Origin of the sequence: Desulfovibrio legallii (assembly GCF_004309735.1) — a bacterium.
GTDB lineage: Bacteria > Desulfobacterota > Desulfovibrionia > Desulfovibrionales > Desulfovibrionaceae > Desulfovibrio > Desulfovibrio legallii.
In genome coordinates, this window is sequence record NZ_SIXC01000008.1 from 94,972 (window position 1) to 117,920 (window position 22,949).

General features: G+C 65.3%; 20 protein-coding genes. 10 read left to right on the forward strand and 10 right to left on the reverse strand.

What is annotated here, in order from left to right:
• Positions 1 to 219: 219 nt before the first annotated feature.
• Positions 220 to 636, reverse strand: a complete 417-nt coding sequence (locus EB812_RS07770; RefSeq protein WP_242621238.1) for a hypothetical protein — start codon at positions 634 to 636, stop codon at positions 220 to 222.
• Positions 637 to 777: 141 nt separating this feature from the next.
• Between EB812_RS07770 and EB812_RS07775 the strand changes: the two genes are divergently transcribed.
• Positions 778 to 2,055, forward strand: coding sequence for an IMP cyclohydrolase (locus tag EB812_RS07775; RefSeq protein ID WP_118229949.1), 1,278 nt, complete (start codon positions 778 to 780; stop codon positions 2,053 to 2,055).
• Positions 2,056 to 2,058: 3 nt separating this feature from the next.
• Complete coding sequence (locus EB812_RS07780) at positions 2,059 to 3,726, forward strand: cobyrinic acid a,c-diamide synthase CobB (protein WP_130958010.1); 1,668 nt, start codon at positions 2,059 to 2,061, stop codon at positions 3,724 to 3,726.
• Between the two features lie 231 nt (positions 3,727 to 3,957).
• Here the strand turns inward: EB812_RS07780 and EB812_RS07785 are convergent, their stop codons facing one another.
• Positions 3,958 to 4,734, reverse strand: coding sequence for a helix-turn-helix transcriptional regulator (locus tag EB812_RS07785; protein WP_118229947.1), 777 nt, complete (start codon positions 4,732 to 4,734; stop codon positions 3,958 to 3,960).
• Positions 4,735 to 4,924: 190 nt separating this feature from the next.
• Between EB812_RS07785 and EB812_RS07790 the strand changes: the two genes are divergently transcribed.
• Entirely contained in the window at positions 4,925 to 6,739 is a 1,815-nt protein-coding gene (locus EB812_RS07790) for a KUP/HAK/KT family potassium transporter (RefSeq protein ID WP_130958011.1), read from the forward strand.
• Positions 6,740 to 6,743: 4 nt separating this feature from the next.
• Here EB812_RS07790 and EB812_RS07795 read toward each other — a convergent pair whose 3' ends face one another.
• On the reverse strand, positions 6,744 to 7,619 hold the full coding sequence (locus tag EB812_RS07795) for a PHP domain-containing protein (protein ID WP_118229945.1): 876 nt from the start codon (positions 7,617 to 7,619) through the stop codon (positions 6,744 to 6,746).
• A gap of 183 nt (positions 7,620 to 7,802) precedes the next feature.
• On the opposite strand from EB812_RS07795, the gene EB812_RS07800 reads away from it, so the two are divergent.
• The 3 genes from EB812_RS07800 (at position 7,803) to EB812_RS07810 (ending at position 9,295) form a co-directional block, all read left to right on the forward strand.
• On the forward strand, positions 7,803 to 8,024 hold the full coding sequence (locus EB812_RS07800; protein ID WP_118229944.1) for a Trm112 family protein: 222 nt from the start codon (positions 7,803 to 7,805) through the stop codon (positions 8,022 to 8,024).
• The gene (gene yfcE / locus EB812_RS07805; protein WP_118229943.1) at positions 8,024 to 8,581 is read left to right on the forward strand and encodes a phosphodiesterase; all 558 of its coding nucleotides are present in this window, start codon (positions 8,024 to 8,026) and stop codon (positions 8,579 to 8,581) included. The genes EB812_RS07800 and yfcE overlap by 1 nt, the downstream gene beginning before the upstream one ends.
• 63 nt (positions 8,582 to 8,644) lie before the next feature.
• The gene (locus tag EB812_RS07810) at positions 8,645 to 9,295 is read left to right on the forward strand and encodes a Maf family nucleotide pyrophosphatase (RefSeq protein WP_118229942.1); all 651 of its coding nucleotides are present in this window, start codon (positions 8,645 to 8,647) and stop codon (positions 9,293 to 9,295) included.
• Between the two features lie 82 nt (positions 9,296 to 9,377).
• Here EB812_RS07810 and EB812_RS07815 read toward each other — a convergent pair whose 3' ends face one another.
• From EB812_RS07815 to EB812_RS07840, 6 genes are all read right to left on the reverse strand, one after another.
• Positions 9,378 to 10,937, reverse strand: a complete 1,560-nt coding sequence (locus EB812_RS07815) for a lipopolysaccharide biosynthesis protein (protein WP_118229941.1) — start codon at positions 10,935 to 10,937, stop codon at positions 9,378 to 9,380.
• Positions 10,938 to 11,123: 186 nt separating this feature from the next.
• A complete protein-coding gene (locus EB812_RS07820) occupies positions 11,124 to 12,881 on the reverse strand; it encodes a glycosyltransferase family protein (RefSeq protein ID WP_130958012.1) in 1,758 nt (585 codons plus the stop codon).
• Positions 12,881 to 13,642 (reverse strand): OmpA/MotB family protein, encoded by a 762-nt coding sequence (locus tag EB812_RS07825; protein ID WP_270229423.1) that lies wholly within the window; start codon positions 13,640 to 13,642, stop codon positions 12,881 to 12,883. Before EB812_RS07825 ends, EB812_RS07820 begins: the two co-directional genes overlap by 1 nt.
• Before the next feature lie 206 nt (positions 13,643 to 13,848).
• Positions 13,849 to 14,697, reverse strand: a complete 849-nt coding sequence (motA, locus tag EB812_RS07830) for a flagellar motor stator protein MotA (protein WP_118229938.1) — start codon at positions 14,695 to 14,697, stop codon at positions 13,849 to 13,851.
• A gap of 289 nt (positions 14,698 to 14,986) precedes the next feature.
• Entirely contained in the window at positions 14,987 to 17,107 is a 2,121-nt protein-coding gene (locus tag EB812_RS07835) for an AsmA family protein (RefSeq protein ID WP_118229937.1), read from the reverse strand.
• 203 nt (positions 17,108 to 17,310) lie between these two features.
• Positions 17,311 to 17,847, reverse strand: a complete 537-nt coding sequence (locus EB812_RS07840) for a hypothetical protein (protein ID WP_118229936.1) — start codon at positions 17,845 to 17,847, stop codon at positions 17,311 to 17,313.
• A gap of 241 nt (positions 17,848 to 18,088) precedes the next feature.
• Here EB812_RS07840 and EB812_RS07845 point away from each other — a divergent pair, with 241 nt between their 5' ends.
• The 4 genes from EB812_RS07845 (at position 18,089) to EB812_RS07860 (ending at position 21,269) form a co-directional block, all read left to right on the forward strand.
• Complete coding sequence (locus tag EB812_RS07845; protein ID WP_118229935.1) at positions 18,089 to 18,337, forward strand: FeoA family protein; 249 nt, start codon at positions 18,089 to 18,091, stop codon at positions 18,335 to 18,337.
• Positions 18,338 to 18,596: 259 nt separating this feature from the next.
• Positions 18,597 to 18,854 (forward strand): hypothetical protein, encoded by a 258-nt coding sequence (locus EB812_RS07850; protein ID WP_118229934.1) that lies wholly within the window; start codon positions 18,597 to 18,599, stop codon positions 18,852 to 18,854.
• An 11-nt stretch (positions 18,855 to 18,865) separates the two neighbouring features.
• Entirely contained in the window at positions 18,866 to 21,004 is a 2,139-nt protein-coding gene (locus tag EB812_RS07855; protein WP_118229933.1) for a heavy metal translocating P-type ATPase, read from the forward strand.
• Positions 20,979 to 21,269 (forward strand): HMA2 domain-containing protein, encoded by a 291-nt coding sequence (locus EB812_RS07860; RefSeq protein WP_242621239.1) that lies wholly within the window; start codon positions 20,979 to 20,981, stop codon positions 21,267 to 21,269. Before EB812_RS07855 ends, EB812_RS07860 begins: the two co-directional genes overlap by 26 nt.
• 300 nt (positions 21,270 to 21,569) lie before the next feature.
• Here EB812_RS07860 and EB812_RS07865 read toward each other — a convergent pair whose 3' ends face one another.
• The gene (locus EB812_RS07865) at positions 21,570 to 22,835 is read right to left on the reverse strand and encodes a phenylacetate--CoA ligase family protein (protein WP_118229932.1); all 1,266 of its coding nucleotides are present in this window, start codon (positions 22,833 to 22,835) and stop codon (positions 21,570 to 21,572) included.
• Between the last annotated feature and the right edge of the window lie 114 nt (positions 22,836 to 22,949).

A 22,949-nucleotide genomic window follows, 5' to 3' on the forward strand; every position in this document is an offset into this window, starting at 1 on the left:
ATGCACGGGCAAGTCAAATGCCCGAATAACGCGGCGGACCACATGCCTGCGGCGGTCGTGTGGGGGCCGGGCGGGCCCAGGGCAACCCGCTGCGGGACGCGCAACGGCCCCGTCCTAGGCGCAAAAGCGGCTGTCTGCGCGGTTGCGGAGCGGGTGCTGGGCGGTTGAGGCCGGGCGGACGTCTGGCGCGCGGTTGCGGCTGTCGCCCGGCAGCAGGACCTACAGGGGCGGGGTTTCTGGGGTGGGATCCGAGTCTTCGGGGGCGGGGTCCACATCAGGGTTCACGCCCGGGTTGCCCGTCGCGTCCGCGTCTTCACGGGCAGGGCGAAAGGCCAAAACGCGGCAGTGACTGGGGGGCGGGGTTTCAGGCTGCTGCAGGTCAAAGTCGGGCAGCAGGGGGGCCGCACCGGGCAGATCGGCGTCGGGGGCCTGGCTCTGCCGGGCCCAGTGATAGTTGAACAGCTGATTTTTCCAGCGCTTGGCCTGGATAAGCGAAAAGACCAGAGCGGCCTCTTCCCAACGCTTGGTGGGCTCGAACCGGCTGGTCTGGGTGGCGTATTTGCTCCACAGCGACATGAGCGAGGCTTCGTCAATGGCGTCTAGTTGTCGGGCCAGACGGAGCAGCAGCTTTTCCATGATTCCTCCCATTGGGCGAGATAGTGTACGTCGCCCTGGCCGCCGCGTCAACGCGGGAGGGGCGCCAGTGCGCGGGGCTGGCTGTTTGCGGCGCTTTGTGCTATGCACCGACTTTCTTACCAGTCAAGCGCGGAGGCACTCATGGCGGACCTCAAATCCATGTACAGCACCGTCCACAAGGACGCTTTCCCCGATACCCTGACCATATTGCTGGGGGACGAAAAACTCGTCTACCACAAACGCACCTGGACCCTCGACAAGGAGGAAAAAGGCCTGCGTTACGGCGAAAATCCGGACCAGCCCGCCGCGCTCTACGCCCTGGCGGAGGGTTCGTTGAGCTGCGGGGGCCTCAACTGGCGGGGACCGGGCAACGGCATTGTTTCGGCCCTGACCGAAGGGCAGATGCTGCAGGCCGGCAAGCACCCCGGCAAGACAAACCTCACGGACGTGGACAACGGGGCCAACATTCTGCAGTACCTTACGGACCGCCCGGCCGCGCTCATCCTCAAGCACAACAATCCCTGCGGCGCGGCCTGGAGCCGCGAGGGCCTGGGTACGGCCCTGGACAAGGCTTTCTGGTGCGACCGCATCGCCGCCTTTGGCGGGGCTGTGGTGGTCAACCGCCCCTTTACCCGTGAGGCTGCAGAAATGGTGGCCGCCAACTACTTTGAAGTGGTGGCCGCCCCGGCCTTTGAGGAAGGCGCAGTGGACATCCTCAAGAGCCGCAAAAATCTGCGCATTATGGAACTGCCCGGCCTGGGGCGGCTGGAAGAGCTGACCCATTCGGCCTTCCTGGACGTCAAAAGCCTGGCGGACGGCGGCATCATTGTGCAGAAATCCTTTGTGAACCGCATTCTCACGGACGCGGACTTTCTGCCCGCCACGGCCTCCACCAGAGAGGGCCTTGCCGTCACCGCCCGCGCGCCCAGCAAGGCGGAGCTGGACGATCTGCGCTTTGCCTGGGCCGTGGAGGCCGGAGTGACCTCCAATTCCGTCATCTTTGCCCGCGACGGAGCCACCCTGGCCATCGGCACCGGCGAGCAGGACCGGGTGGGCTGCGTGGAACTGGCGGCCCACAAAGCGCGTACCAAGTATGCAGATATGCTGGCCTTTCGTGAAAAAGGCCTGTCCCTCTACGAGCTCAAACAAAAGGCCGTTACCGATGCGGACGCGGCCCGCACCCTGGAAGACATTGCGCGCCGCACCGAAGAAGCCCGCGGCGGGCTGACGGGTTCCGTGCTGGTTTCGGACGGCTTCTTCCCCTTCCGTGACGGGGTGGACGTGGCCGTGGCTCAGGGCGTGCGGGCCATTGCCCAGCCCGGCGGCTCCTTGCGCGACGCCGAGGTCATCATGGCCTGCAACGAAGCCCAACCCCAGGTGGCCATGGTCTTTACGGGCCAGCGCTCCTTCAAGCACTAGGCCATGCCGTCCTCCGGTCCCTGCGCCCTGCCCCGGCTCTGCGTCACGGCCCTGGCCGGAGGCGGCGGCAAGACCCTGCTGACTCTGGGGCTGGCCGGAGCTCTGCGCCGGCAGGGGCTTACGGTGCAGCCCTTCAAGAAAGGGCCGGACTATATTGACGCGGCCTGGCTTGCCCTGGCCGCCGGGCGGCCCTGCACCAACCTGGACCCTTACTTTCTGCCGCCGGAACGGCTGCGCGCCCTGTTTGTCCACACCCTGCGCACGGCCTGCGCGGTTTTTTCCGGACCCGGCGGCGCAGACGTCGCCGGACAGGCGGCGTCCGTGCTGGGCTTGGTGGAGGGCAACCGGGGCCTGTTTGACGGGCTGGACGTGGCAGGCAGCTGCTCCACGGCGGCCCTGGCGCGAGAGCTGGCCTGCCCCGTGCTGCTCAGCCTGGACTGCACCAAGATGACCCGCACGGCAGCGGCCGTGGTGCGCGGGGTGCAGGCCTTTGAACCGGACGTGCCCCTGGTGGGGGTGGTGCTCAACCGGGTGGGCTCAGCCCGGCATGAAAATCTGCTGCGCCGCGCCCTGGAAACCTATACGGATCTGCCCGTGCTGGGCGCGCTGCCCCGTCTGGCCGCCAACCCCCTGCCCGAAAGACATATGGGCCTGGCCGCCCGCGGCGACGCCCTGGGGCCGCAGGCCGCCGACGCTCTGGAGCGTCTGGCCGCCCTGGCCCGCGAACATCTGGACCTGCCCGCCGTGCTGGGCCTGGCCCGTCACGCCCCGCCCTTCACGGCGGCGGCCTTCTGGCCCGCTACGCCCGAACTAGCGGCCACAGTTTCTGCGGACCAGACAACGAGCGCCCCCCACGCCACGGGGACGCCCCCCCCCGACCCCGCCCCGGCGGTCTGCATCTGCAGCGCCGCGCCACGCGCGCTTGTTGTGCCCCCTGTTGTCGCAGAGCGCACGCCCTGCGCAGCGCCCGCTCCGGCACGGGAGACAGCCCCGCGCATCGGCTATGTGCGGGACGCGGCCCTGTGGTTCTATTACGGCGAAAATCTGGAAGCCCTGGAACGCGCCGGGGCGCGGCTCATCCGGCTTTCCACGCTGGACGCGGCCCCCTGGCCCGCTTTGGACGGCCTGTACCTTGGCGGCGGCTTCCCTGAAGACTGTGCGGCGGAACTGAGCCTTTCGCCGCAGCTCACGGGCCTGCGCCGCCTGGCAGACGCGGGCTTGCCCATCTACGCCGAATGCGGCGGTTTCATGCTGCTCTCCCAGGGCATTGAGCGCGAAGGCAGACTGTGGCCCATGGCCGGAATTTTCCCCGTGACGGCGCAGTTCCTGCCCCGGCCCCAGGGCCTCGGCTATGTCTGCGGCCGGGTTACGGCGGCCAATCCGTTTTTCCCCTTGGGGCTTGAACTGCGCGGGCATGAGTTCCACTATTCCCGCTGTCGCTGGCAAGGCAACCCGCCGCATTTTGCCCTGCGCCTGGACAAGGGCGTTGGTATGGGCCGGGCACAGGGGCAGACGCTGGACGGCCTGCTGCACAGGCAGGTCTGGGCCTCCTATACCCACATTTTTGCCCCGGCCGTGCCCTGCTGGGCACACAACTTTGCAGCCGCGGCCCGGGCCTTTGCCGAACGCGCCCGGAAAAAACGCGAAAACAGCGGCCAGGCCCGCGGCTGAAGCCTGTGCGTCTGCGGCGGCATTCCCTCCTTGGTTCTGCGCCGCCGGCTGGTCCGGCCACCGCGCGCGGCCCAGGCATTGCACCATTGCAATGCCCTGACGCTTGCGTAAGCAGCCGCCCGCCGTGGAGGCGCAAGCGCACCATATTTGTGCTGGCAAGCGCCGGAACGCGCGTGCCGCAACCTTTGCGAATGCCTATCCTCAAAGGCAATCTGCGCTGCTGCGCAAGGTCTATTCCTCCATCCCGCCCAAGCCCTTGCCCTGCTCCTCTTCCTTGATCTGGCGCATATAATTGTAGACAGTATAGATGGAAATGCGCATGGCGCGAGCCAGGTGCTGCACCATGCCCTTGACCTGAAACGCGCCTTCTTCGTCCATCATGCGCACAAATTGTTTTTTTTCTTCCCGGTTCATGGCGGCGGGGTGCTTGCCCGCCTTGCGGATAGCCGTTTCAATGATGGAATCACTGGTGTCGCTGAGGCAGGCGGGAAAAAGCTCGGTCAGTTCCCTGCCCGGAGCGTTTTCAAAGCGCATCAGCCCGTGCAGCACGCCCTGAAAACGCTCCAGATCCGTAAGGTCAAAGTGCAGGCAAATGGCGCCCACCACCTCGTCCCGACCGTTGCGCAGAAAGCAGATGGAGGACTTGAGCGTCAGGCCCGAAGGCGTGGTGGAGGCAAAGGCAAAGGCGTCCTCCACCGCGTCGCCGCCCCGACGCAGGGCCTTGGCTACCATGCTGGCGACGGGCGCGCCCACGCGCCGTCCCGTCAAAGAACCCTCAAGGTGAATGAGCGAATGTTGCATATCGCTGAAATCATGTACGGCCACTTCGCAAAAAGGCCCCAGGGTGCGGGCCACCATGCCGGCCACGCGCACGGCATTGGCGAAGATGGGGCCACTTTCGCCCTTGTGGAGGGCGACGCCGGGGCGGCGGGAGCGGGGTTTTACGGCGGCAGAGGTTTGGGGGCGGGGCGGCGCCGGAGGGGGCGGGGCGGCTTCTTGCTTAGACATGGGGGCCTCCCGTGGGGAAAAGGACTATGGATTTTGTATAGCATATACCAATAAAGCGATTTTGCCTACCCCTTGTTGCAGCGGCGGCAGACTTGCCAGCCGAGCGGGGCTGCTCTATGGTCCCATACTGACGTCCCCGCCGCGCCCTGGGGGGCGGCTTCTACGGGCGTTTGCGCGGCAAGGAGAAGGTATGGAACAGCAAAAAGCCACTCCAGCCAATGTAATCAAATCGTTGGGGCTTGTTTTTGGCGACATCGGCACCAGCCCCATCTATACTCTGGCCGTAGTCTTTATGCTTACGGCGCGTACCGAGGCCCATTTTGTGGGCATTCTTTCCCTGATCATCTGGACTTTGCTGCTGCTGGTCACCGTGGAGTACGCCTGGCTGGCCATGAGCCTGAGCAAGGGAGGCGAAGGCGGCACCATTGTGCTGCTCTCGCTGCTGCGGCCGCTGCTGCGGTCAAACCGCTCCGCGCGCGCGGCCACCCTGCTGGCCTATGTAGGCATTTCACTGCTTATGGGCGACGGGGTCATCACCCCGGCCATCAGCATCCTCTCCGCCGTAGAGGGGCTGACCGTCATTCCCGGCCTGGAGGGTCTGCCGCGCGGCGTGCTGGTGGGCATTGCCCTGAGCATCGCCCTGATTTTGTTTACCCTGCAGCGGCGGGGCAGCGGCGCGCTGGCGGCTGTGTTCGGGCCGGTCATGGCCCTGTGGTTCGCGGTTCTGGCCGCATCGGGCCTGGTGGCCCTGACGCAGGCCCCGCAGGTGCTCAAGGCCCTGAACCCCTGGTATGGACTGGACTTCATGCTGCACAACGGGCTGAAAGGCTTTTTTGTGCTTTCCGAGGTCATCCTCTGCGCCACGGGCGGCGAGGCTCTCTATGCGGATATGGGGCATATGGGCCGGAAGCCCATTCTGGTAGCCTGGGGGATGGTTTTCTGCGCTTTGGTGCTGCACTATATGGGCCAGACGGCCTTTCTCATCGGGCACCCACAAGTGGACAACGTGCTGTTTTCCCTGATTCACAGCCAGGCGCCGCTGCTCTACATCCCCTTTCTGACGCTCTGTCTTCTGGCCACGGTCATCGCTTCCCAGTCGCTCATCAGCGGGCTGTTTTCCATTATGTACCAGAGCATGGCCACCCACATCATGCCCCTGTTCAAGGTAGACTACACCTCGCCGGAGCTGCACTCCCAGATCTACATCAATACGGTCAACTGGGCGCTCTGCCTGGCTGTCATCATGGTCATCTGCGGCTTCGGAGAGTCGCACCGGCTGGCCGCCGCCTACGGTCTGGCCGTCACGGGCAGCATGACCATCACGGCCGTATTCATGGTCTGGATTTTTGGCCTGCGCGGCCGAAAGGGGCACTGCGCCCTGGCTCTGGGCATCTGCGCCCTGGACGTGGTTTACCTGCTGGCAAACTTTTACAAGCTGCCGCACGGGGGCTACTGGTCCATCGTCATTGCGCTGGCGCCCCTTTCGCTCATTTTGATTTATACTTGGGGGCAACGGGCCGTGTACGCGCGCATGCGGCCCATGCGGCAGAAGATCTTTCTGCCCGCTTTTGCGGCCCTGCGCCGCAAAAACCGCCCCATTTCGGGCACGGCCATCTTTTTTCTGCGCAGTTTGGACACTGTTTCGCCTTATATTGTGAAGACCATCTTCATGAACGGCATCATGTACGAGCGCAACATCATGCTGAGCGTGGCGCGCACGTATGAGCCCCTGGGGCTGGAATGGCAGATGACGGCGGGCCCTGCGGACGGGCTGAGCGTATTTGCAATCAGCGCGGGATATATGGAGGTTGTGGATATCGCCGCCATTCTGGCAGCGGCGGGCATCCGGCCCAGAGCCATCTTCTATGGCGTGGAGGACATCATCACCACCAGACCTCTGGGCAGGATTTATGCCCTGATCAAGCGCCTGGCCCCCTCTTTTGTGCAGTTCTACAAACTGCCCAGCCATGCGGTGCATGGGGTGGTAAGCCGGGTGACGCTGTAAAAAATCAGGCGGCTTCCTGCGGGCAGGGCAGGCCGGCGGCGCGGCGGCGGGCCAGCAAGTCTTCCAGAATATTCCAGCCCACAAACAAGCCGCCGTAGCCCTTGCCCAGGCTGATGGCAGGTTTGTTGGCCCCGTGGTAATCGGAACCGCCGCTGACGCCCAGGCCGAAGCGCTTGGCCAAGGCCAGGCAAGTGCGCACATCCTGCTGCGAGTGCTCACTGTGGTAGGCTTCAATGGCGTCCAGGCCGCAGTCTTTGAGGCGGCCCAGCATTTTTTCCAGCCAGCCTTCCGGAGCCTTCCAGAGCAAGGGGTGGGCCAGGCTCACGGTGGCGCCCAGACGGGCCAGCAAGGCCACGCCGTCTTCGGGCTCCAGTACGGCCTTGGGCAGATAGGCCTTGCCCTTGCATCCCAGATAAACGCGAAAGGCCTCGCCGGGGTCCCGCACATAGTTCTTGCGCACCAGCACGGCCGCAATGTGCGGGCGGCCCACGCTTTCCCCCTTGGCCTCGGCCCGCACCTCGTCCATACTCACCTCCAGCCCCAGGGCCTGGAGTTTGGCCACAATGCCCACGTTGCGCTCGTCCCTTTTAGCGCGCAGCCAGATCAGTTTTTCCTGCAGGGGGGCAACGTTCTGCGGCAGCCAGAGGCCCAGAATGTGCAGCTCGCCCAGCTCCGTGCCGGTGGATATTTCGCAGCCGCGCACCAGCATGACGCCCGCTTCTCTGCCTGCGGCGGCGGCCTCGTCCAGGCCGGACAGGGTATCGTGGTCGGTTACGGCCACAGCGGCCAACTGGGCTTTGGCCGCATTGCGCACGAGCTCGGCGGGGGTGTCGGTGCCGTCTGAAGCGGTGGTGTGGGTGTGGAGATCTATACGTCGCATGGCGCGTCCTGGTTGCAGATTTCCCTGGTCAGCCGCCGCGTCGCCGACCCCTGACGCGGAGTCGCACCGGCGCTGCCGGGCACTGCGAAGATACCAGTATACCGCAATGAGGCGCAAGCGGGCAAGTCTTGAACTCGCCGACACAAGCGCCTATACTGTTTTTTTACCTGTCTGGAGGAACCCATGCCCCTGGAAACCGGAGAATTGCTGCGTATTCTGGCCTGCCCGCGCTGCCTGGGCGGGCTCAAAGCCCTGGAAGAAAGTGGTGAAACCGTTGGTCTGGCCTGCCCGGCCTGCAAGGTGGTCTACCCCGTGCGGGAGGACATCCCCATCATGCTGGACGAAGAGGCCAAGGACCGCCCCACATGGGATGCCGGCCATCCCCAGGCCGTGGAGCGCGGCTGATGCGCCTGCTGGTAGCTTCGGACCTGCACGGTTCCTTGCCGGCCCTGCATTTTTTGCTGGAGCGGGCCAATGAGCTGCGCCCGGACCTGCTGGTGCTGCTGGGCGATCTGGTCTACCACGGGCCGCGAAATCCGCTGCCTGCGGGTTATGACACGCCGCAACTGCTGCGTACCATGCCGGATCTGACCGCTCTGCCCTGCCCGGTCACCGCCGTGCGCGGCAACTGCGACGCCGAAGTGGACCTGGCCCTGCTGCCCTTTCCCGTGGCGGACAACGCCTGGATCGCCGTGGACGGCCTGCGCGTCTTTGCCAGCCACGGGCACCATGTGCCCGAACGGCCGCCCTGCCCCGGCTTTGCGCGCGGCACGGTGCTGCTGCGGGGGCACACCCACGTGCCGCGCGGCGAAACCCTGGACGGGCTGCACTTCTGGAATCCGGGCTCCCTGGCCCTGCCCAAGGGCGGCTTTCCGCCCAGCTACGGGCTGTATGCGGACGGCGTCTTCCGCGTTCTGGACACGCACGGCGGCGAAGTGCTGCGCCACGCCCCCACGGTCTGAAACTCCCATGCCCGCCTCCTGTCATCCCCTCTTGTCTGCCCCGACGCGGCACGGTGCTGCGGCATGAAAGCATGGGCCCCGCTGTTTACGCTCCGGCCCGGCTGCCGCCTCGTGCTGGCTTCGGCTTCACCCCGTCGCCGGCAGTTCCTGGAAGAATGGGGGCTGCCTTTCACCCTGGCCCAGCCCACGGGGGCAGAACCGCGCCCCGCGCCCGGCGAAACCCCTGAGGCCTACACCTGCCGGGCTGCGGCAGCCAAGGCGACGGCTGCAGCCCAGGGGCTTGCCGCAACGGAGCGGGGCCACAGCCTGGTGCTGGCCGCGGATACGGTGGTGGCCCTGGAAGGCGACATCCTGGGCAAACCTCGCGACAGGGCGCACGCGCTGGAAATGCTGCTGCGCCTCAACGGCCGTGAACATACGGTAGTCAGCGCCGTGTGTCTGACGCCGCCGCAAGGGACAGTGCGGGTCTTCAGCGACGTAAGCCGGGTGCGCTTCGGACGCTGGCCTGAGGCGGCGTTGCGGGCCTACGCCCACACGGGCGAACCCGACGACAAGGCCGGGGCCTACGCCATTCAGGGGCAGGGAGCTTTTCTTGTGGACAGGGTGGAAGGTTCGTGGAGCACGGTGGTGGGCCTGCCGCTGGCCCCGCTGGCGCAGGCCCTGCTGGCAATGGGCTGGATGCGGCCCGCAGACGGGCACGGGCAGGGGGCCTGACGCTCCGCGTTTTGGGGGTCAGGTTGTTCTGCCGCCTTCAGATTTTTTGCGCCGCCCGTGGCGCGTCCTTACGGCAAATTCCTCACAGATGACGTCCCCTGGCCTGGAAACGGGCCCGCAATTCCCGCACATCCTGACGAGACAGGCCCAATACGGCCGGCACGCCCAGACAGAGCGCCCCCAGGCAGAAGGTGTACGCCGCGCCGGAAAGGATGAAGCGCGGGATGGAATCCACCCCACCCAGGCCCAGGCTGGGGGCCAGGTACAGGGTGCCCTCCCGGCAGGCAAAGGCCAGAGCCAGGAGCACGGCCAGACTCCAGACCTGGTGGGCCAGATTGCGCCAGAAGTGCAGGGGAATGAAGCGCGAGGCCAGCCAGAGATAAAGATTGACGGTGACTATCTGCACGGCCACGGTCTTGATGGCCAGGCCCACAGCCCCAAGGTTGCAGCCCCAAAGATCGGGCGGGGCCAGCAGAAACCAGGCCGTGCTGAAGCCATAGACGCATTCCAGGGCGGCCATGTTGCGCAGCACGCGGGTGCGCCCCGTGGCGTGGAAGACGGAGCCCGCCAACTGCCCGTAGGCCTGATGCAGCGGGTAAAGGGCCATGATCTGCACGGGCAGGGTGGCGGCGGCAAACTCCGCGCCGCCGAAAAAGCGCACCAGAGTCGCGCCTTCCGCCAGGGTAAAGCAGGAAAAATAAGCGGCCACCACATAGAGCAGCGGGGCAAAGCGGTCCAGCAGGCGGCCCATGGCCGCGCGGTCGTTGTGGCCCCAGGCAATGGAAAGCTCACGCATGATCAGGGGCGTCATGGCCGAAACAAACAGAAAACAGGCCATGCTCACCTTTTGCGACAAGGCAAAAAAGCCCTGCTGCACGCTGCCGTCAAACCACTGCAAAAGCCAGCGTTCCGCCGAGAGCAGCAGGAAGGAGAGCAGAGCCTGGACAAACAGAGGATGGCTGTAGGCGAAAAATTCCCGGCCGTAGGCACGGGTCTGCGCCGGGGTCAAGGTCAGGCTGAGAACCTGGCTGCGGCTGCGCCAATAGGCGCGGGTCACCAGCCAGTAGCCCAGGGCCGTGGCCCCCAGCATGAAGTACTGCTGGACAAAAAGGCTGTAGATGTTCAGCCAGTCCATCCAGAACAGCAGGCCCAGCAGGCCCACGGCCAGCAGAGAAAGGACCGTGCGCGTGAGCTCTGAGGAGACGGTGACGCCCACGGCGTCGTTCATGGAACGCAGCACGCGTCCCCACCAGGTCAGAAAAGCCCACAGGGCGGCCAGGGGGGCCAGCCACAGAGGCACGTCGGGCATGAGCAGCCCGCCCACATCCGGCAGTTGCAGGCAGAGGGCGGCCAACGCGCTGACGCCCAGCACCAGCAGACTTACCCGTAAATAAAAGGCGATGAGGCCGCATTCTTCCTGCCGCCGGGAAAGGGCATTATAAAAGCAGGTAGAGGTGCCCATGTCCAGAAAGCCGGAAAGCTGCTGAAAGAGATTGGTGGCAAAGCTGTAGTTGCCGTACATGCGCGGCCCCAGCGCGCGCGGCAAAATGGCTTCCATAGCCAGATAGACCGGGACGGAGGCGACATTGGCCAGCAGTTTGAAAACGTAACGGCGGGCCAGGGTGGGGGTGGCGCTTTGCATGGCCGGAAATTACCGCACTTCCGGACGGGCTACAAGGAAAACGCCGCGGGGCCGGGGCGCACGCCCATGCGGGCCGGCCAAAGCCAGGCGGCCCCTCTGCCCCCATCGCGCCCGGAAGACCCTGCGCCAGACTGCAGCAGAAATAAAATTTTTTGCGGGGTGCGCCGGAAAGGCGAATACGTTTTTTTACAGCCGCCCGCTTCCCCTGCAAAGCCCTTTTTCCCCCTCCTCGCCCTCCTCCGGAGGCAGAGGCTCGCCCAGCACGTCGGCTATGCGCCGGAGGCGCTGGACATAGCTGTGCCGGGCGCGCAGATGCCGCCGCCAAGCCAGACGCAAATCGTGGGCCTCCTGAGGCCGGGAACGCAGTTCCGCCAGGCGACGGGCAAAGTCTTCCGGGCCGCGCAGGGTAACGGGTTCCGTCAACTCACGGGGAAAGAGGTCCAGTCCTAGCGTGGCGTCGCTGAGCAGCAGGCCTCCGGCGGCCCAGACGTCAAAGTGGCGTTGGCTCAGACTGTGGGGCAACAACAGGCTGGTGACGTTGAGCACGGCCGCTGCCGTGGCGTAGAGCTGGGGCAGGCGGGTATAGTAGTCCACGGGCGGCAGCAGAGCGGCTCCGGGCAGCAGGGCCCGCCAGCCGCCGTCGCCGACCACGCGCAATTCTCCATCGGAACAGGCCCCGGCGGCCTTGAGCCAGCGCGCACGGTTGGCCTGGGAACAGCGCTCTGCACCGAGGCCCGCGCGGCGCACCTCATTGCCGGGCCAGGGACTGCGCAGCCCCAGGCTTTGCTGCCACCAAAAAAAGTTGGGACCGTCGGCCGGGCCCTGGCTTTGCTGCAGCAGGGCGGCGGCTTCTTCACCGACGGCCTGCGGCAGGCGCACGGCAGCAAAAAACCGCTCTTTTTCGGGAAAGGCCGAGCGCCCCACAAACAAAGGCGGGGCCGTGCCTTCCGGCAGGTCCGCGTCCTCCCCGCGCCACATGTGCGGGGCTGCGGCCAGGGGCAGATAGGTTACGTCCCAGGCGCCCAAGGCGCGCAGTCCGGAGATGAAGCCGGAATCGGTGACAAAAAGGTGCGCCTCGCGCCACCAGGGCAGGCGCAGGGCGGAAAGCACATGCCAGGGGTTGTCCACCAGCCAGATGGCCACGGGAATGCCCAGGGCGCGGCAGAGGTGGAAAACCCGGCCCTGTGGGTCCAGGCCGCGCAGGTTGACGGAAAGCAGCATGGCGGGCCGCCGCGCGGGCAACAGATCCCGCCAGGCCGCCAGGGCGTCCTCGGCGCGGGCGTGTCGGCCGGGCTGCAGATCCCGCCCCTGCTCCGGCCGGGGCAGATTGGTGAGCACGGGGCTGTAGCCGCAGGCCGCGCAGGCCTGACAAAGCTCGGCGTGCAGCAGCTGGTCCGCGCCGCCCGGCAGCAAAATGGGGCCGGGGCCCGTACTATCGGCAAGATCGGCGGCCGACAAGGAGTCGGGGCGTACGGCGTCCGTCTGTCTGGTCCAGGCCGGCGTGGCCGCGACGTCGCCGACGTCCGCCGAGAGCAGCGCAGCGTCCAGACGGCCCAGCAGAGGGCCCCAGAAGTCCGGGGCCAGCCGCAGACCGGGCAGGTAAAAACAGCAGCGACAGCGCGGGGCCAGGGCCGCGGCTGCGCGGGGCGAAACCTCGCGCCAGTGCGCGGGCAGCGGACGGCGGGCGGCGGCGGCCTCAGGGGCGCGCGCTTCCAGATTTTTTTGGGTGACTGCGGCCTCCAGCCAGAACACGGCGGCAGCGTCGCGCACAAAGGGCAGATCCTGCGGCCGGCCCGGCCCCAGGCCCAGCAGCAGCACGGCCGCCCCCTGGCCCCGGCATTCCCAGGCTTGCGGGCTGTGCGGCAAATGCACGTCCACGCCCGTGTGGTCGGGCAGACAGACACGGCGAGGGGCTAAGCCTGCGGCAGGACTGCGTGGAGCCATCAGTACACCACGCTGTAGGACATGACCTCTGGCCGGTGGAAGAAAAATTCCACCCGCCGGTTGGCGGCGCGGCTCTGTTCGTCCAGGCCGGGACGCAGGGGACGGGTATCGCCGTAGCTCACGGCGCGCATGCGGGTGGGCTTGACGCCATTGGTAGCCAGATAATTGACCATAGCGGCGGCGCGCGCGCCCGAAAGCTCCCAGGCCGAGGTGAAGGGCGGGCGTGTTTCAGTGGCGTCGGCGTGACCGCGCACCACCAGATAAAGATTGTACTCGTTCATGAGCTGCAGCACGGACTGCAGCACTTTGTCGCCCTGGGGCAGCAGCTCCACGCTGCCGGGCTTGAACAACACGTCGGAATTGACCCGCAGCTGCACGCCCACATCATCGGCGCTGATGCCCGAAGCGCTTTGCGGGACAGCGTCGGCCATAAGCAGTTGCTTGATTTTCTGGGCAATGGCGTAGTGGGATTTTTCCACTTCGCTGATTTTAAGGTCGCGGGTGTCGATTTTGTCTGTATTCTGAATAAAGGGATTGTTGGAAATGGGCGATGTGGAGCTGGAGTCAAAGTTGCGGTCGCCGCTGAAATAGGCGGCAAGGCCCGCCTTGGTGTCGGGCGGCACCATGCTGAGCACCCAAAGCAGCAAAAAAAAGGCCATCATGGCCGTCACAAAGTCGGCGTAAGCCACTTTCCATGCGCCGCCACCCATACTTCCTCCGTGTTGGTCATGGTCTGCCGAGCCAAGCGCGCCGTCACGCAAGGTTGCGGGGCCGGCCGCCGGCAAAACCGGAGCACGCCCGGGCGTGCCTCATGCAGGGGGGCCAGACGCAGGCCCGCCCGACTAGAGCATTTAACACTTGAAATGCTCGCTTACGGCAGGCAAAAGCCTGCCTTCTCGCATTTCGTGGCAAGGATTTTCAAGAAAATCCTTGCAGAGCAGTTAGTTCATTTCATTCACTAACTGCTCTAGCCGCTCTTGAGGCGTTCTTCCATCTCCGCAAAGGCGGGGCGGAAGGGATAGGGAATGGCCCTGCGCCCGTACTCCACGGCGATGAGCGGGGTGGAACCCCGAATGGCCGCAGCCACGGCCTCCTTGACCGAATGATAATAAAAATGTTCTTCGGCCACGTAGTTTTCCAGCTTGGAACCCATGGGACCGAACAGCCCGTAGCAGCACAAAATACCGAAAAAGGTGCCCACCAGGGCGGCCGCAATGTAGTGGCCCAGGATTTCCGGCGGCTCGTTGATTTTGCCCATAGCCAGCACCACACCCAGCACGCAGGCCACAATGCCCATGCCGGGCATGGATTCAGCCATGTGTGATACGGCGTGCGCCGGCAGAATGCCTTCTTCGCGCATGGTGTTGATGTCCACGTCCATAAGGCTGTCAATATCGGCCGGGTCGCCGGTGGTCAGGTAGACGCGCAGGGTATCGCCAATAAAATTGACCACCTTGGAATCTTTGGAAATATTGGGATATTTGCTGAAAATGGGGCTGGATTCGGGCTTTTCCACGTCGCTTTCAATGCTGATGACGCCTTCGCGGTGCATCTTGGAAAACAGGGCGTAGAGCAGGGCCAGGGTTTCCAGATAGCGCCCCTTGCTGGAGCCGGGGTCGGCAAAAAGGTGCTTGAGGCTTTTGACGATGAGCCCGAAGGTGTACTTGGTCTGCGAACCGAAAAACGCGCCCAGGCCGCAGCCCAGAATGATGATGAATTCAGCAGGCTGGAACAGCACCGCCCACTCGCCGTGGGAGAGCGTGTAGCCGGTAAACACCGAAAGCGCGACTATGACCAGACCGATAACTAGATACATACTGCCGCCTGTGGGCTCAGGGCTTGCCAGTGGTGGCCCCGCTGTCCGGGGGCTATGGGGCCGGCGTTCCGGCCCTGGGGGCCGTGTGGAGCGCGCCGGCCTTACGGGCCGATTTGTACGTCATGGTGGGCCCCGCGCGTGGAGTGCGCCGCGCCGCGTCGTTCCCGCCCCGACGAAAAATCCGCCGACGGAAACGGGACGTCTCCATTCTTAACGTCACAGTGTCTAAAATATTTAGTCCATATACACAAAAAGGCAAGACAATAGAAAATTCTTTTTTCGCAAAGGATTATCTGCCCAGCAGCCGACGCAGCAGTCCGCCCGCGTCTTTGACGGCCTCGCCGCCGGCTTTGCCCGCCTTGCCGCCCGTGTCCAGCAATGCGCCGGGCAGTTTGACGGCCATGTCCAGGGCAAAGCGAGGGTCCACGCCGTAGCTCAGATGCTGCAATGGCCCCTTGACCACCACCGGCACGCTCAGGCCCAAGGTGCGCACTTCGGCTTCGGCCTCCAGATACTGGCGCGGCAGGCTGAGACGGGCCTCGCCCCTGGCGTTGAAATCCGTGGCCGTGACAGTGACGGGCCGGGCGGTCAGCTGCCCGTTCTTGACCGTAAAAGGCGCGCGCACCAGGTCAAAGGTTTCCGGTACCAGGGCCCGTTTGCCGGTAAGGCCGGGAATGGGCTGGGACGCGGCGGCGCCGGGGCGCAGACGGCGGATTTCCAGCAGGCCGTCGCCCGTAAGGCTGCTGTTCAGGGCCGCCGCTGAAGCGCAGTGGCCGCGCAGGTCCAGGCGCAAATCCGCCAGCCCGTCCACCGATGTTCCTTTGCCAAGGGCTTCCAGCAGCGGGCCCAGACGCACCTGAGCGGCTGTGCCCTTGAGGGCGCAGCGCTGGTCCGGCACGTCCACGCTGCCCGTGGCCCGCAGCGTGCCGCCGGTGTCCAGCATTCCGGCGGCCTCGGCGATGTCATAGCGCCCGGCGCTCCCCTTGAGGGCCAGCCGCACGGCGTGCAGCGTCAGCGCCTCGTAGCGCAGGCGCTCCACCGCCAGGTTGAGGTCCAGGCCGGGCAGGGTCGAGCGCTGGGGCGTGGGGGGGGCGGCCGGAGCGGCGGCGACGCTTTGTGCCTTATCGTTGCCGTCAGCGGTCTGGGGCGCGGCGGGCCCGGCAGCGGCGGGCAGAGTCTTCAGGTCCAGGGTGTCCGCGCGCAGGTCGGCCTTGAGGTCCGCCGGGCCTGCGTCCGGCAGAGTCAGGCGCGCCGTGCCCGTAAGGGTAGCCGCGTCCCAGCGCGCCTTCAAATCATTGATGGTCAGAACGTGGGGGGCGTAGGCTATGCGGGCCGCAGCTGTAAGCGCGTCCTTGTCGCCTGCGGACGCAGGCTTAAAGGTCCGTCCCCAGAGCGCTGCCAGGGCACGCGGCGCGGCTTCAACGGTAACGTCCACGTTGGCGGCAAGCGGCGTCAGCCGCACATTGCCGCGGGCCTCCGCGTGGGCCTGGGGTGTGGTCAGCCGGGCCTTGTCCAGCCGCAACAGGGGGCCGGCCGCATCCAGAGGCAGCAGCGCGCCTTCCACGGCCAGCTGCAGGGGGCCCGCTTTTTCCGGCAGGGGGCCGCCCAAGGGCGTCACGGTGACGGAAGCCTGCCGGAAAAGCAGCTGGGGCGGGGCATAGCTCAGCTTGGCCGAAAGGGCCAGGGTTCCGGTCAGGGCTGCGGCAGGCCTTGCCGCGGCGGTTTCTTCGGGCGGAGCCGTACTGCCGCTCCCAACGGCGGTAGGCTCAGACCCGCCCACAGCCTGTTGCGACAGACTGAAAACAAAGTCGCACTGCAAGGTAGCCTCTTGGCCTTGGCGCAGATTTTCCAGCGAAAAATTGATGCTGTCAATTTGGGCCGTCCGCCCGGCGGCGTCGGTCCAGAGCACGCTGCCCTGGCGCAGTACCAGGCGGTCCAGCTCCACCGGCAGCGCGCCGGGCTGCTCTCTGGCGGCCTGTGGAGCAGCTGCGGGCGCAAGGCTCGTCTCATGAGGCGCGCGCGCCGCAAAAGCGGTGGCGTCCAGGCGCAGCACGGGGTTGTCCAGGCGCACTTCCCGCACCACCACCTTGCCGGCGAGCAGGGCGGCCCACTCCAGCTGGGCCATGCCGCCCTTGACAGTCAGCGTGGGGCCGCGGGCGGCCCGCGACGCTTCATCAGCCTTGGCGGCGGCCGGGTCGGCCCCCCAGCGGGCCGCGCCGAAACGCACGCCGGGCGGGAAAAAAGCGATGTGCGGCGCACTGGCAAAAACCAGCGGCTGCCCCGTGGCCTGGGCCGTGGCTGCAGCAATGCGGCGCACCACAAAGTCGGTGTCCACCCGGCCCAGCAGCACGGCCCCCGCGGCCCCCAAGAGTATGATGAGCGCCAGTACGGCGAGCAGAACCCTTCGCATCCCGTCTCCCTGGGCCGCCGGTTCCGTCCGCCGCAAGCGCGAACAGTTACCGGCAGCATTCTGAGTATACGGGATGCGTCCCGGTTAGGCAAGGCGCGGGGCAGGCCCGCCACAGGGGCGCAAACGCCGCGCCTCTGCGCTGTGGCACGTCAAGGAGCCGTTCCGGCAGTTCTGCGAATGTATATTCTTTAAATTGCCGGACGCTACAGGGCTTTACGGCGGACCCAGACGTGGCGGACGGCCAGGGCCGCCCAGGCCGCGCCGGCCAGCACATGCAGCCGCCCCGCTCCGGCCAGGCCGGCGGTCAGACAGACGGCAGCGGTTCCCAGCAGGGCGCGGACTTCAACCTTGCGCTGCGGGACGCCGCAAATGACAACGCGACCGTTTTTATCCCTGCTGCAGAGCGGCGCAGGGCTGCCCTGGCGGACTTCCGCCCGGGCGCGGGACCGGCGCAGGGCGCGCTTTGCCGCCCGTTCCGCGGCAACCACTTCAGCCACGGGCCTGCGCAGATCGGGCAGGGCGGCTTCTAGAGCGGCGCAGACGGCGGGGAAATCCGCCTCTGGACGCAGCAGCAGCAAAAGCGAGGCCGCCCCGGGCCGCACTTCCAGCACGCCGGGCTGCCCCAGGGCCAGATCGCGCGCCGCAGCGCGCCTGGCGGCGTCGGCCAGAACAGGGTGGCGCAGCCGCGCCCGGCCTTCCATCACATGCGCCACATACGGGCGTTCCAAAGCCTCTTTCATGACATCTCCTTGACGTTCGCGCCGCTACCCGAAAACCGTCGGCCCACCCGGAGGACGCGAAGAGTGCGTTGAAATTGATTTTCTTTTCTCTTGACACAAGTCCGACATGAGGGCAAGCTGCTTGGCGAGCCGTGCCCCTGGCGGGCAGCACCGCCATGACTTCCGCGTTCGGGCGGCGTCGCGGAGCGGGCCGGCGCGGGGCAACACGTCGCTTTGGGCATTTTATCAAGTGAGTACACGCATGAGCCAGATTGTCAATCTGCGTCAGATGCAGGTGGGCCAGCAGGGCAAGATCGCCGCTGTGGAAGCCCTGGGCGAAATGAACCGTCGCATCCGCGACATGGGCCTCATCCCCGGCACCACGGTTTCCATAGTGGGCCGCGCGCCCCTCAAAGACCCCGTGGCCCTGCGCCTTTCGGGCGTCACTATTTCGCTGCGCAACAGTGAGGCCGACTACATCAAGGTTGACCTCTCCGGTGCTGCCGGCTAATTTGACACAGCAGGGGTTCCTTCCCCTCCCGTAGTCCTCGGATTCCGTACTGCGGGAGGGCGCAGGCGAATCCCCGACGCCGTAGCCATCCCTTGCGGGACGGAAGCATCAGGCGTCGGGGCGTCTGTTGTGTTGTCCCTCAGAACCGCGTTTGGGGTCTGCTTCAAGGCGATGTTCGCCGTACGGTCTGCCGGGGCGCAGTTCGTTGGCTTACGACCGTCATTGAGGTTTTGTCACTGTAATGCCAGGAGATTTTATCATGAATAATGGCTGGAAGTATGCGCTGTGGTTTGTGGGCGGCGTGGTCGTGGGTGCTGTGGGCGCTGTGGCCGTGTCGCGCGGCAAGGTGAATTTTAAACCTCTGGCCACGGACCTCCTCAGCCGGGGCATAGACGTCAAGGACGCCCTCATGAGCAAGGTGGAGGCCCTTAAGGAAGATGTGGAAGATCTGACCGCCGAGGCGCGCCAGGCTTCCGAAAAACGTAAGACGTCCGCCAAGGACGCCGCCAAGGCGTAGGCGGACCGCGCATGCGTTTCTACATTGTCCATGAACTGCGTGGCCTTGCCACGCCCGCTTCCGGCAGAATGCGCGTGCGCGCTTCTTCCCCTCTTGCTCCGGCCAGCGGCGCGGCTCTGGCCGGAGCCCTGGCCACCCTGCCCGGCATTGAGGACGTGCGCTGCAACCCCGTTACGGGCAGCCTGCTGCTGTTCTATGCCAATGACAAAGCCCGCACCGATGCCCTGACCCTGCTGGTGGGCGCGGCCGCATCTTACGACAGCCTGGATATCCCCCAGGGACCGGACGAAGGCGAGCTCACCCCCGTGCAAGGGCTCATGCCTCTGTTCCGCTATATTTTTGTACGCCCTCTGCTGCCCTTTGCCCTGCGCATCGTTACCGCCGTGGCCGCGGCCGTACCCTTTCTCTGCAAAGGGGTAGGCGCATTGCTGCACGGCCGGCTCAGCGTGGACGTGCTGGACGCGGCCGCCATCGGGGCTTCGCTCGTCATGCGCGACTTCCGCACGGTGAGCATGCTCACCGTACTGCTGGGCCTGGGCGAAACCCTGGAATACTGGACCCGTCGCCGCTCCATGGCCACGCTCACCGAAAGTCTGGCCCTCAATGTAGAAAACGTCTGGCTGCTGGTGGACGGCACGGAAGTTTCCGTACCCCTCTCCCAGGTACGCGAAGGCGACCTGGTGGTGGTGCGCGATGGCGGTTCCATCCCCGTGGACGGCGAAGTGGTGGAAGGCTGCGCCCTGGTGAACCAGTCCTCCATGACCGGTGAACCCTTGGGCGTGCGCCGCACGCCGGGAGCCACGGTCTACGCCGGCACCGCCGTGGAGGAAGGCCGCCTGGTCATCCGCGCCAAAAGCGTGGGCGACGGCACTCGCCTGCGTCAGGTCGTCAGATTTATTGAAGAATCAGAAGCCCTCAAGGCCGGCATCCAGGGCAAATACGAACGCCTGGCCGACATGGCCGTGCCCTTTACCTTTGGCCTTTTCGGTCTGGTCTGGCTGCTGACCCGCAACTTCCGCCGGGCCTCCGCCGTCCTGCTGGTGGACTACTCCTGCGCCCTCAAGCTGGCCACGCCCCTGGCCGTGCTGGCCGCCATGCGCGAAGGCGCGCGCCACGGCATGGCCATCAAGGGGGGCCGCTACCTGGAGGCCCTCAGCGAAGCGGATACCGTGGTTTTTGATAAAACCGGCACCCTCACCCAGGCCAGCCCCGCCGTGGCCGGGGTCTTTCCCGCGCCGGGCTTTCAGCGGGACGAAGTGCTGCGCGTCATGGCCTGCCTGGAAGAGCACTTTCCCCACCCCGTGGCCCGTGCCGTGGTGCGCCAGGCCGCGCAGGAGGGCCTGCAGCACGAAGAAGAACACGCCCGTGTGGACTATGTGGTGGCCCACGGCGTGGCCTCCACCCTGCACAACAAAAAAATCCGCGTGGGCAGCCGCCACTATGTGGAACATGACGAAGGCGTGGACCTCTCCCCCCTGCGGGAAGAAATGGAGCGCCAAAGCGCCATGGGCCGCTCCCTGCTCTTTATGAGCGAGGACGACCGCGTGGCCGGCATGGTGGCTATTGAAGACCCCTTGCGCCCTGAAGCGCCGCGCGTGGTGCAATGCCTGCAGGACCTGGGCGTCAAACGCGTGCTCATGCTTACGGGCGACGACGAGCGCACGGCCCGCGCCGTGGCCGCCAGCGTCGGCATCAAAGAATTCCGCGCCCAGGTGCTGCCCGCCGACAAAGCCCGCATTGTTCAGGAGCTTACGGCCCAGGGCTGCAAGGTGCTGATGGTGGGCGACGGCATCAACGACGCCCCGGCCCTCTCAGCCTCCCACGTGGGCGTGGCCATGAGCGACGGCACGGACCTGGCCCGCGAGGTGGCCAACGTCCTGCTCACCCATCCCAGCCTGGAAGGACTGGTCAGCGCACGCCTACTGGGCCAGCGCACCCTGCAGCGCATCCGTTACAACTTCGCCGCCACCATGACTCTCAACAGCCTCTTTTTGCTGGGCGGCATGTTTATGGTTCTGGGCCCAGGCCTCTCGGCCCTGCTGCACAACCTCACTACCCTGGGCGTGGCCCTCAACGCCATGCGCCCCCACCTGCCCCCTGCCCTGCCGGAAGAGGAGATACGCTTTGAGCGCCCCCCTGCATCTGCTTAAATACGTACGCAGCTTCATGGACGGCCGCGTGCGCATCCGCCATCCTGCCCTGCTGCACGACCATGTGGCCCATACCGCCAAAACCGGCATGGAAGCCGTGCCCGGCGTACATGCCGTGGAGTGCAATACCCTGAGCGGCTCCCTGCTCATCCATTACGACAGCAGCGCTCTGCCCCGCGAACGCCTCTTTGCCCTCGGCGAAGCCTGGGCCCGATACCTGGACGCCGTCCTGGCCGGCAAGCCCGCCACCCCGCCGCAAGCGTAGGAAAGGCGTAGGGGAAGAAACCATTTTTGTGGGGGGAAGGGAACTTTTGTGAACAAAAGTTCCCTTCCCCCCACGCCCCTCATCCTTCAAAAAACGTTTTTCCCTACGCGACTGCGGCGTGCGTACCCTGGCCGGGTTTGTTTCTGGCAAATCGTGCTGGTTGCGTACAGAATAGGTACGGCAGGCAGCGTTCTGCGCGGCGGTCGGAGCCCAGACGCCAAAGGCCCCTGGGGGCGGGAAACGCGGTCTACGCGCCCCGGCCGCCAAGGGCCTCTGGACTTCGCCGGAGACGAAAAAGAGCTAATCCCAGTGCCGCTTGTCCTCAATGGGACGGATCTGCGGCGGCAGGCTGCCCGGCGCCAGCACGCGCAGTTCCGGACGCAGCTTGATCTTCTCACGGAACTGGTGCAGCAGTTCTTCCTCGCGCTTGAAGCCGCTGGTCTCCACATAAAGGGTCATTTCGTCGATGCCGCCGGGGTTGGTGACTTCAATCTGCCAGCGTTTGATTTCCTCAAACCGGCTCATGACCTGCTCCACCTGGTGCGGGTAGACGAACATGCCCATGATGCGGGCGGTAGTGTCCACGCGGCCCACAATGCTGCCCAGACGCGGGCTGGTGCGGCCGCAGGCGCAGGGGCTGCGATCAATATAAGAAAGGTCGCCCGTGGCCAGACGGATGAGCGGATAGGTCTTGTTAAAGGCCGTGACCACAATCTCGCCCACCTCGCCGTCCTTAAGCGGAATGCCCGTATCCGGATGGCAGATTTCCACATAGCAGCGGTTGGCAATGTGCAGGCCGGTCCTGTGGTAGCATTCATAGCCGATGCAGCCCACGTCCGCCGTGCCGTAGCCCTGGCGCATGACCAGGTCGTACTTTTTTTCCATCTGCGAACGGGTTTTTTCGGACAGGCGCTCGCCGGTAACAAAGGCCACTTCCAGAAAGAGATCCTTACGCAGATTAAGGCCTTTTTCTTCGGCCTTCTGCGCCAGGTGCATGAGAAAACTGGGCGTGCCCACATAGCCGGAAACGCGCAGCTTCTGCATGATGTCCAGCTGGGTGGCGGCGTCCGAGGGCCCGGCCGGGATGACCGCGCAGCCCAGGTTGCGCAGGGGCTCTTCAAACATGAGGCCCGCCGGGGTCAGCTGGTAGTTGAAGGTGTTCTGCACCGCGTCGCCGGGCCGGAAGCCCACGGAGTAGAAGGCCTCCGTATACCCCCAGTAGTCTTCGCCACGGTCTTCGGGATCGAAAATGGGACCGGGGGAAAGAAAAACACGCTTGAGTTCGCCAATGTCCTTGGTCAGCAGCCCACCCAGACGCGGTCCCATAGACTGCAAAAAGATGAGTTCCTTCTTTTTCAGAATGGGAATGTGCTTGATGTCCGAGAGCGTCTTGAACTTTTCCACATTGAACTGCGCACGGTCGAAGCGTTTTTTTACGTCTTCGGAATAGCGGTACGCATAGGCGAGCAGCTCCTTGAGCTGAATAAGGCAGTACTGGCGACGTTCGCTTTCGTCCAGCACTTCGCGACGGCTGAAAATGCCTTCGGTGCGGTCTTTACGGGTCATAGCTACTCCACAAGAGCCTAGTTGGCTTTATAAACGGTGACCATAGCCATTCAAAAACCAAAGCGCAAGCATTTTTTTAAAAAATCAGTTATTTCACCATGATATATGCCAATA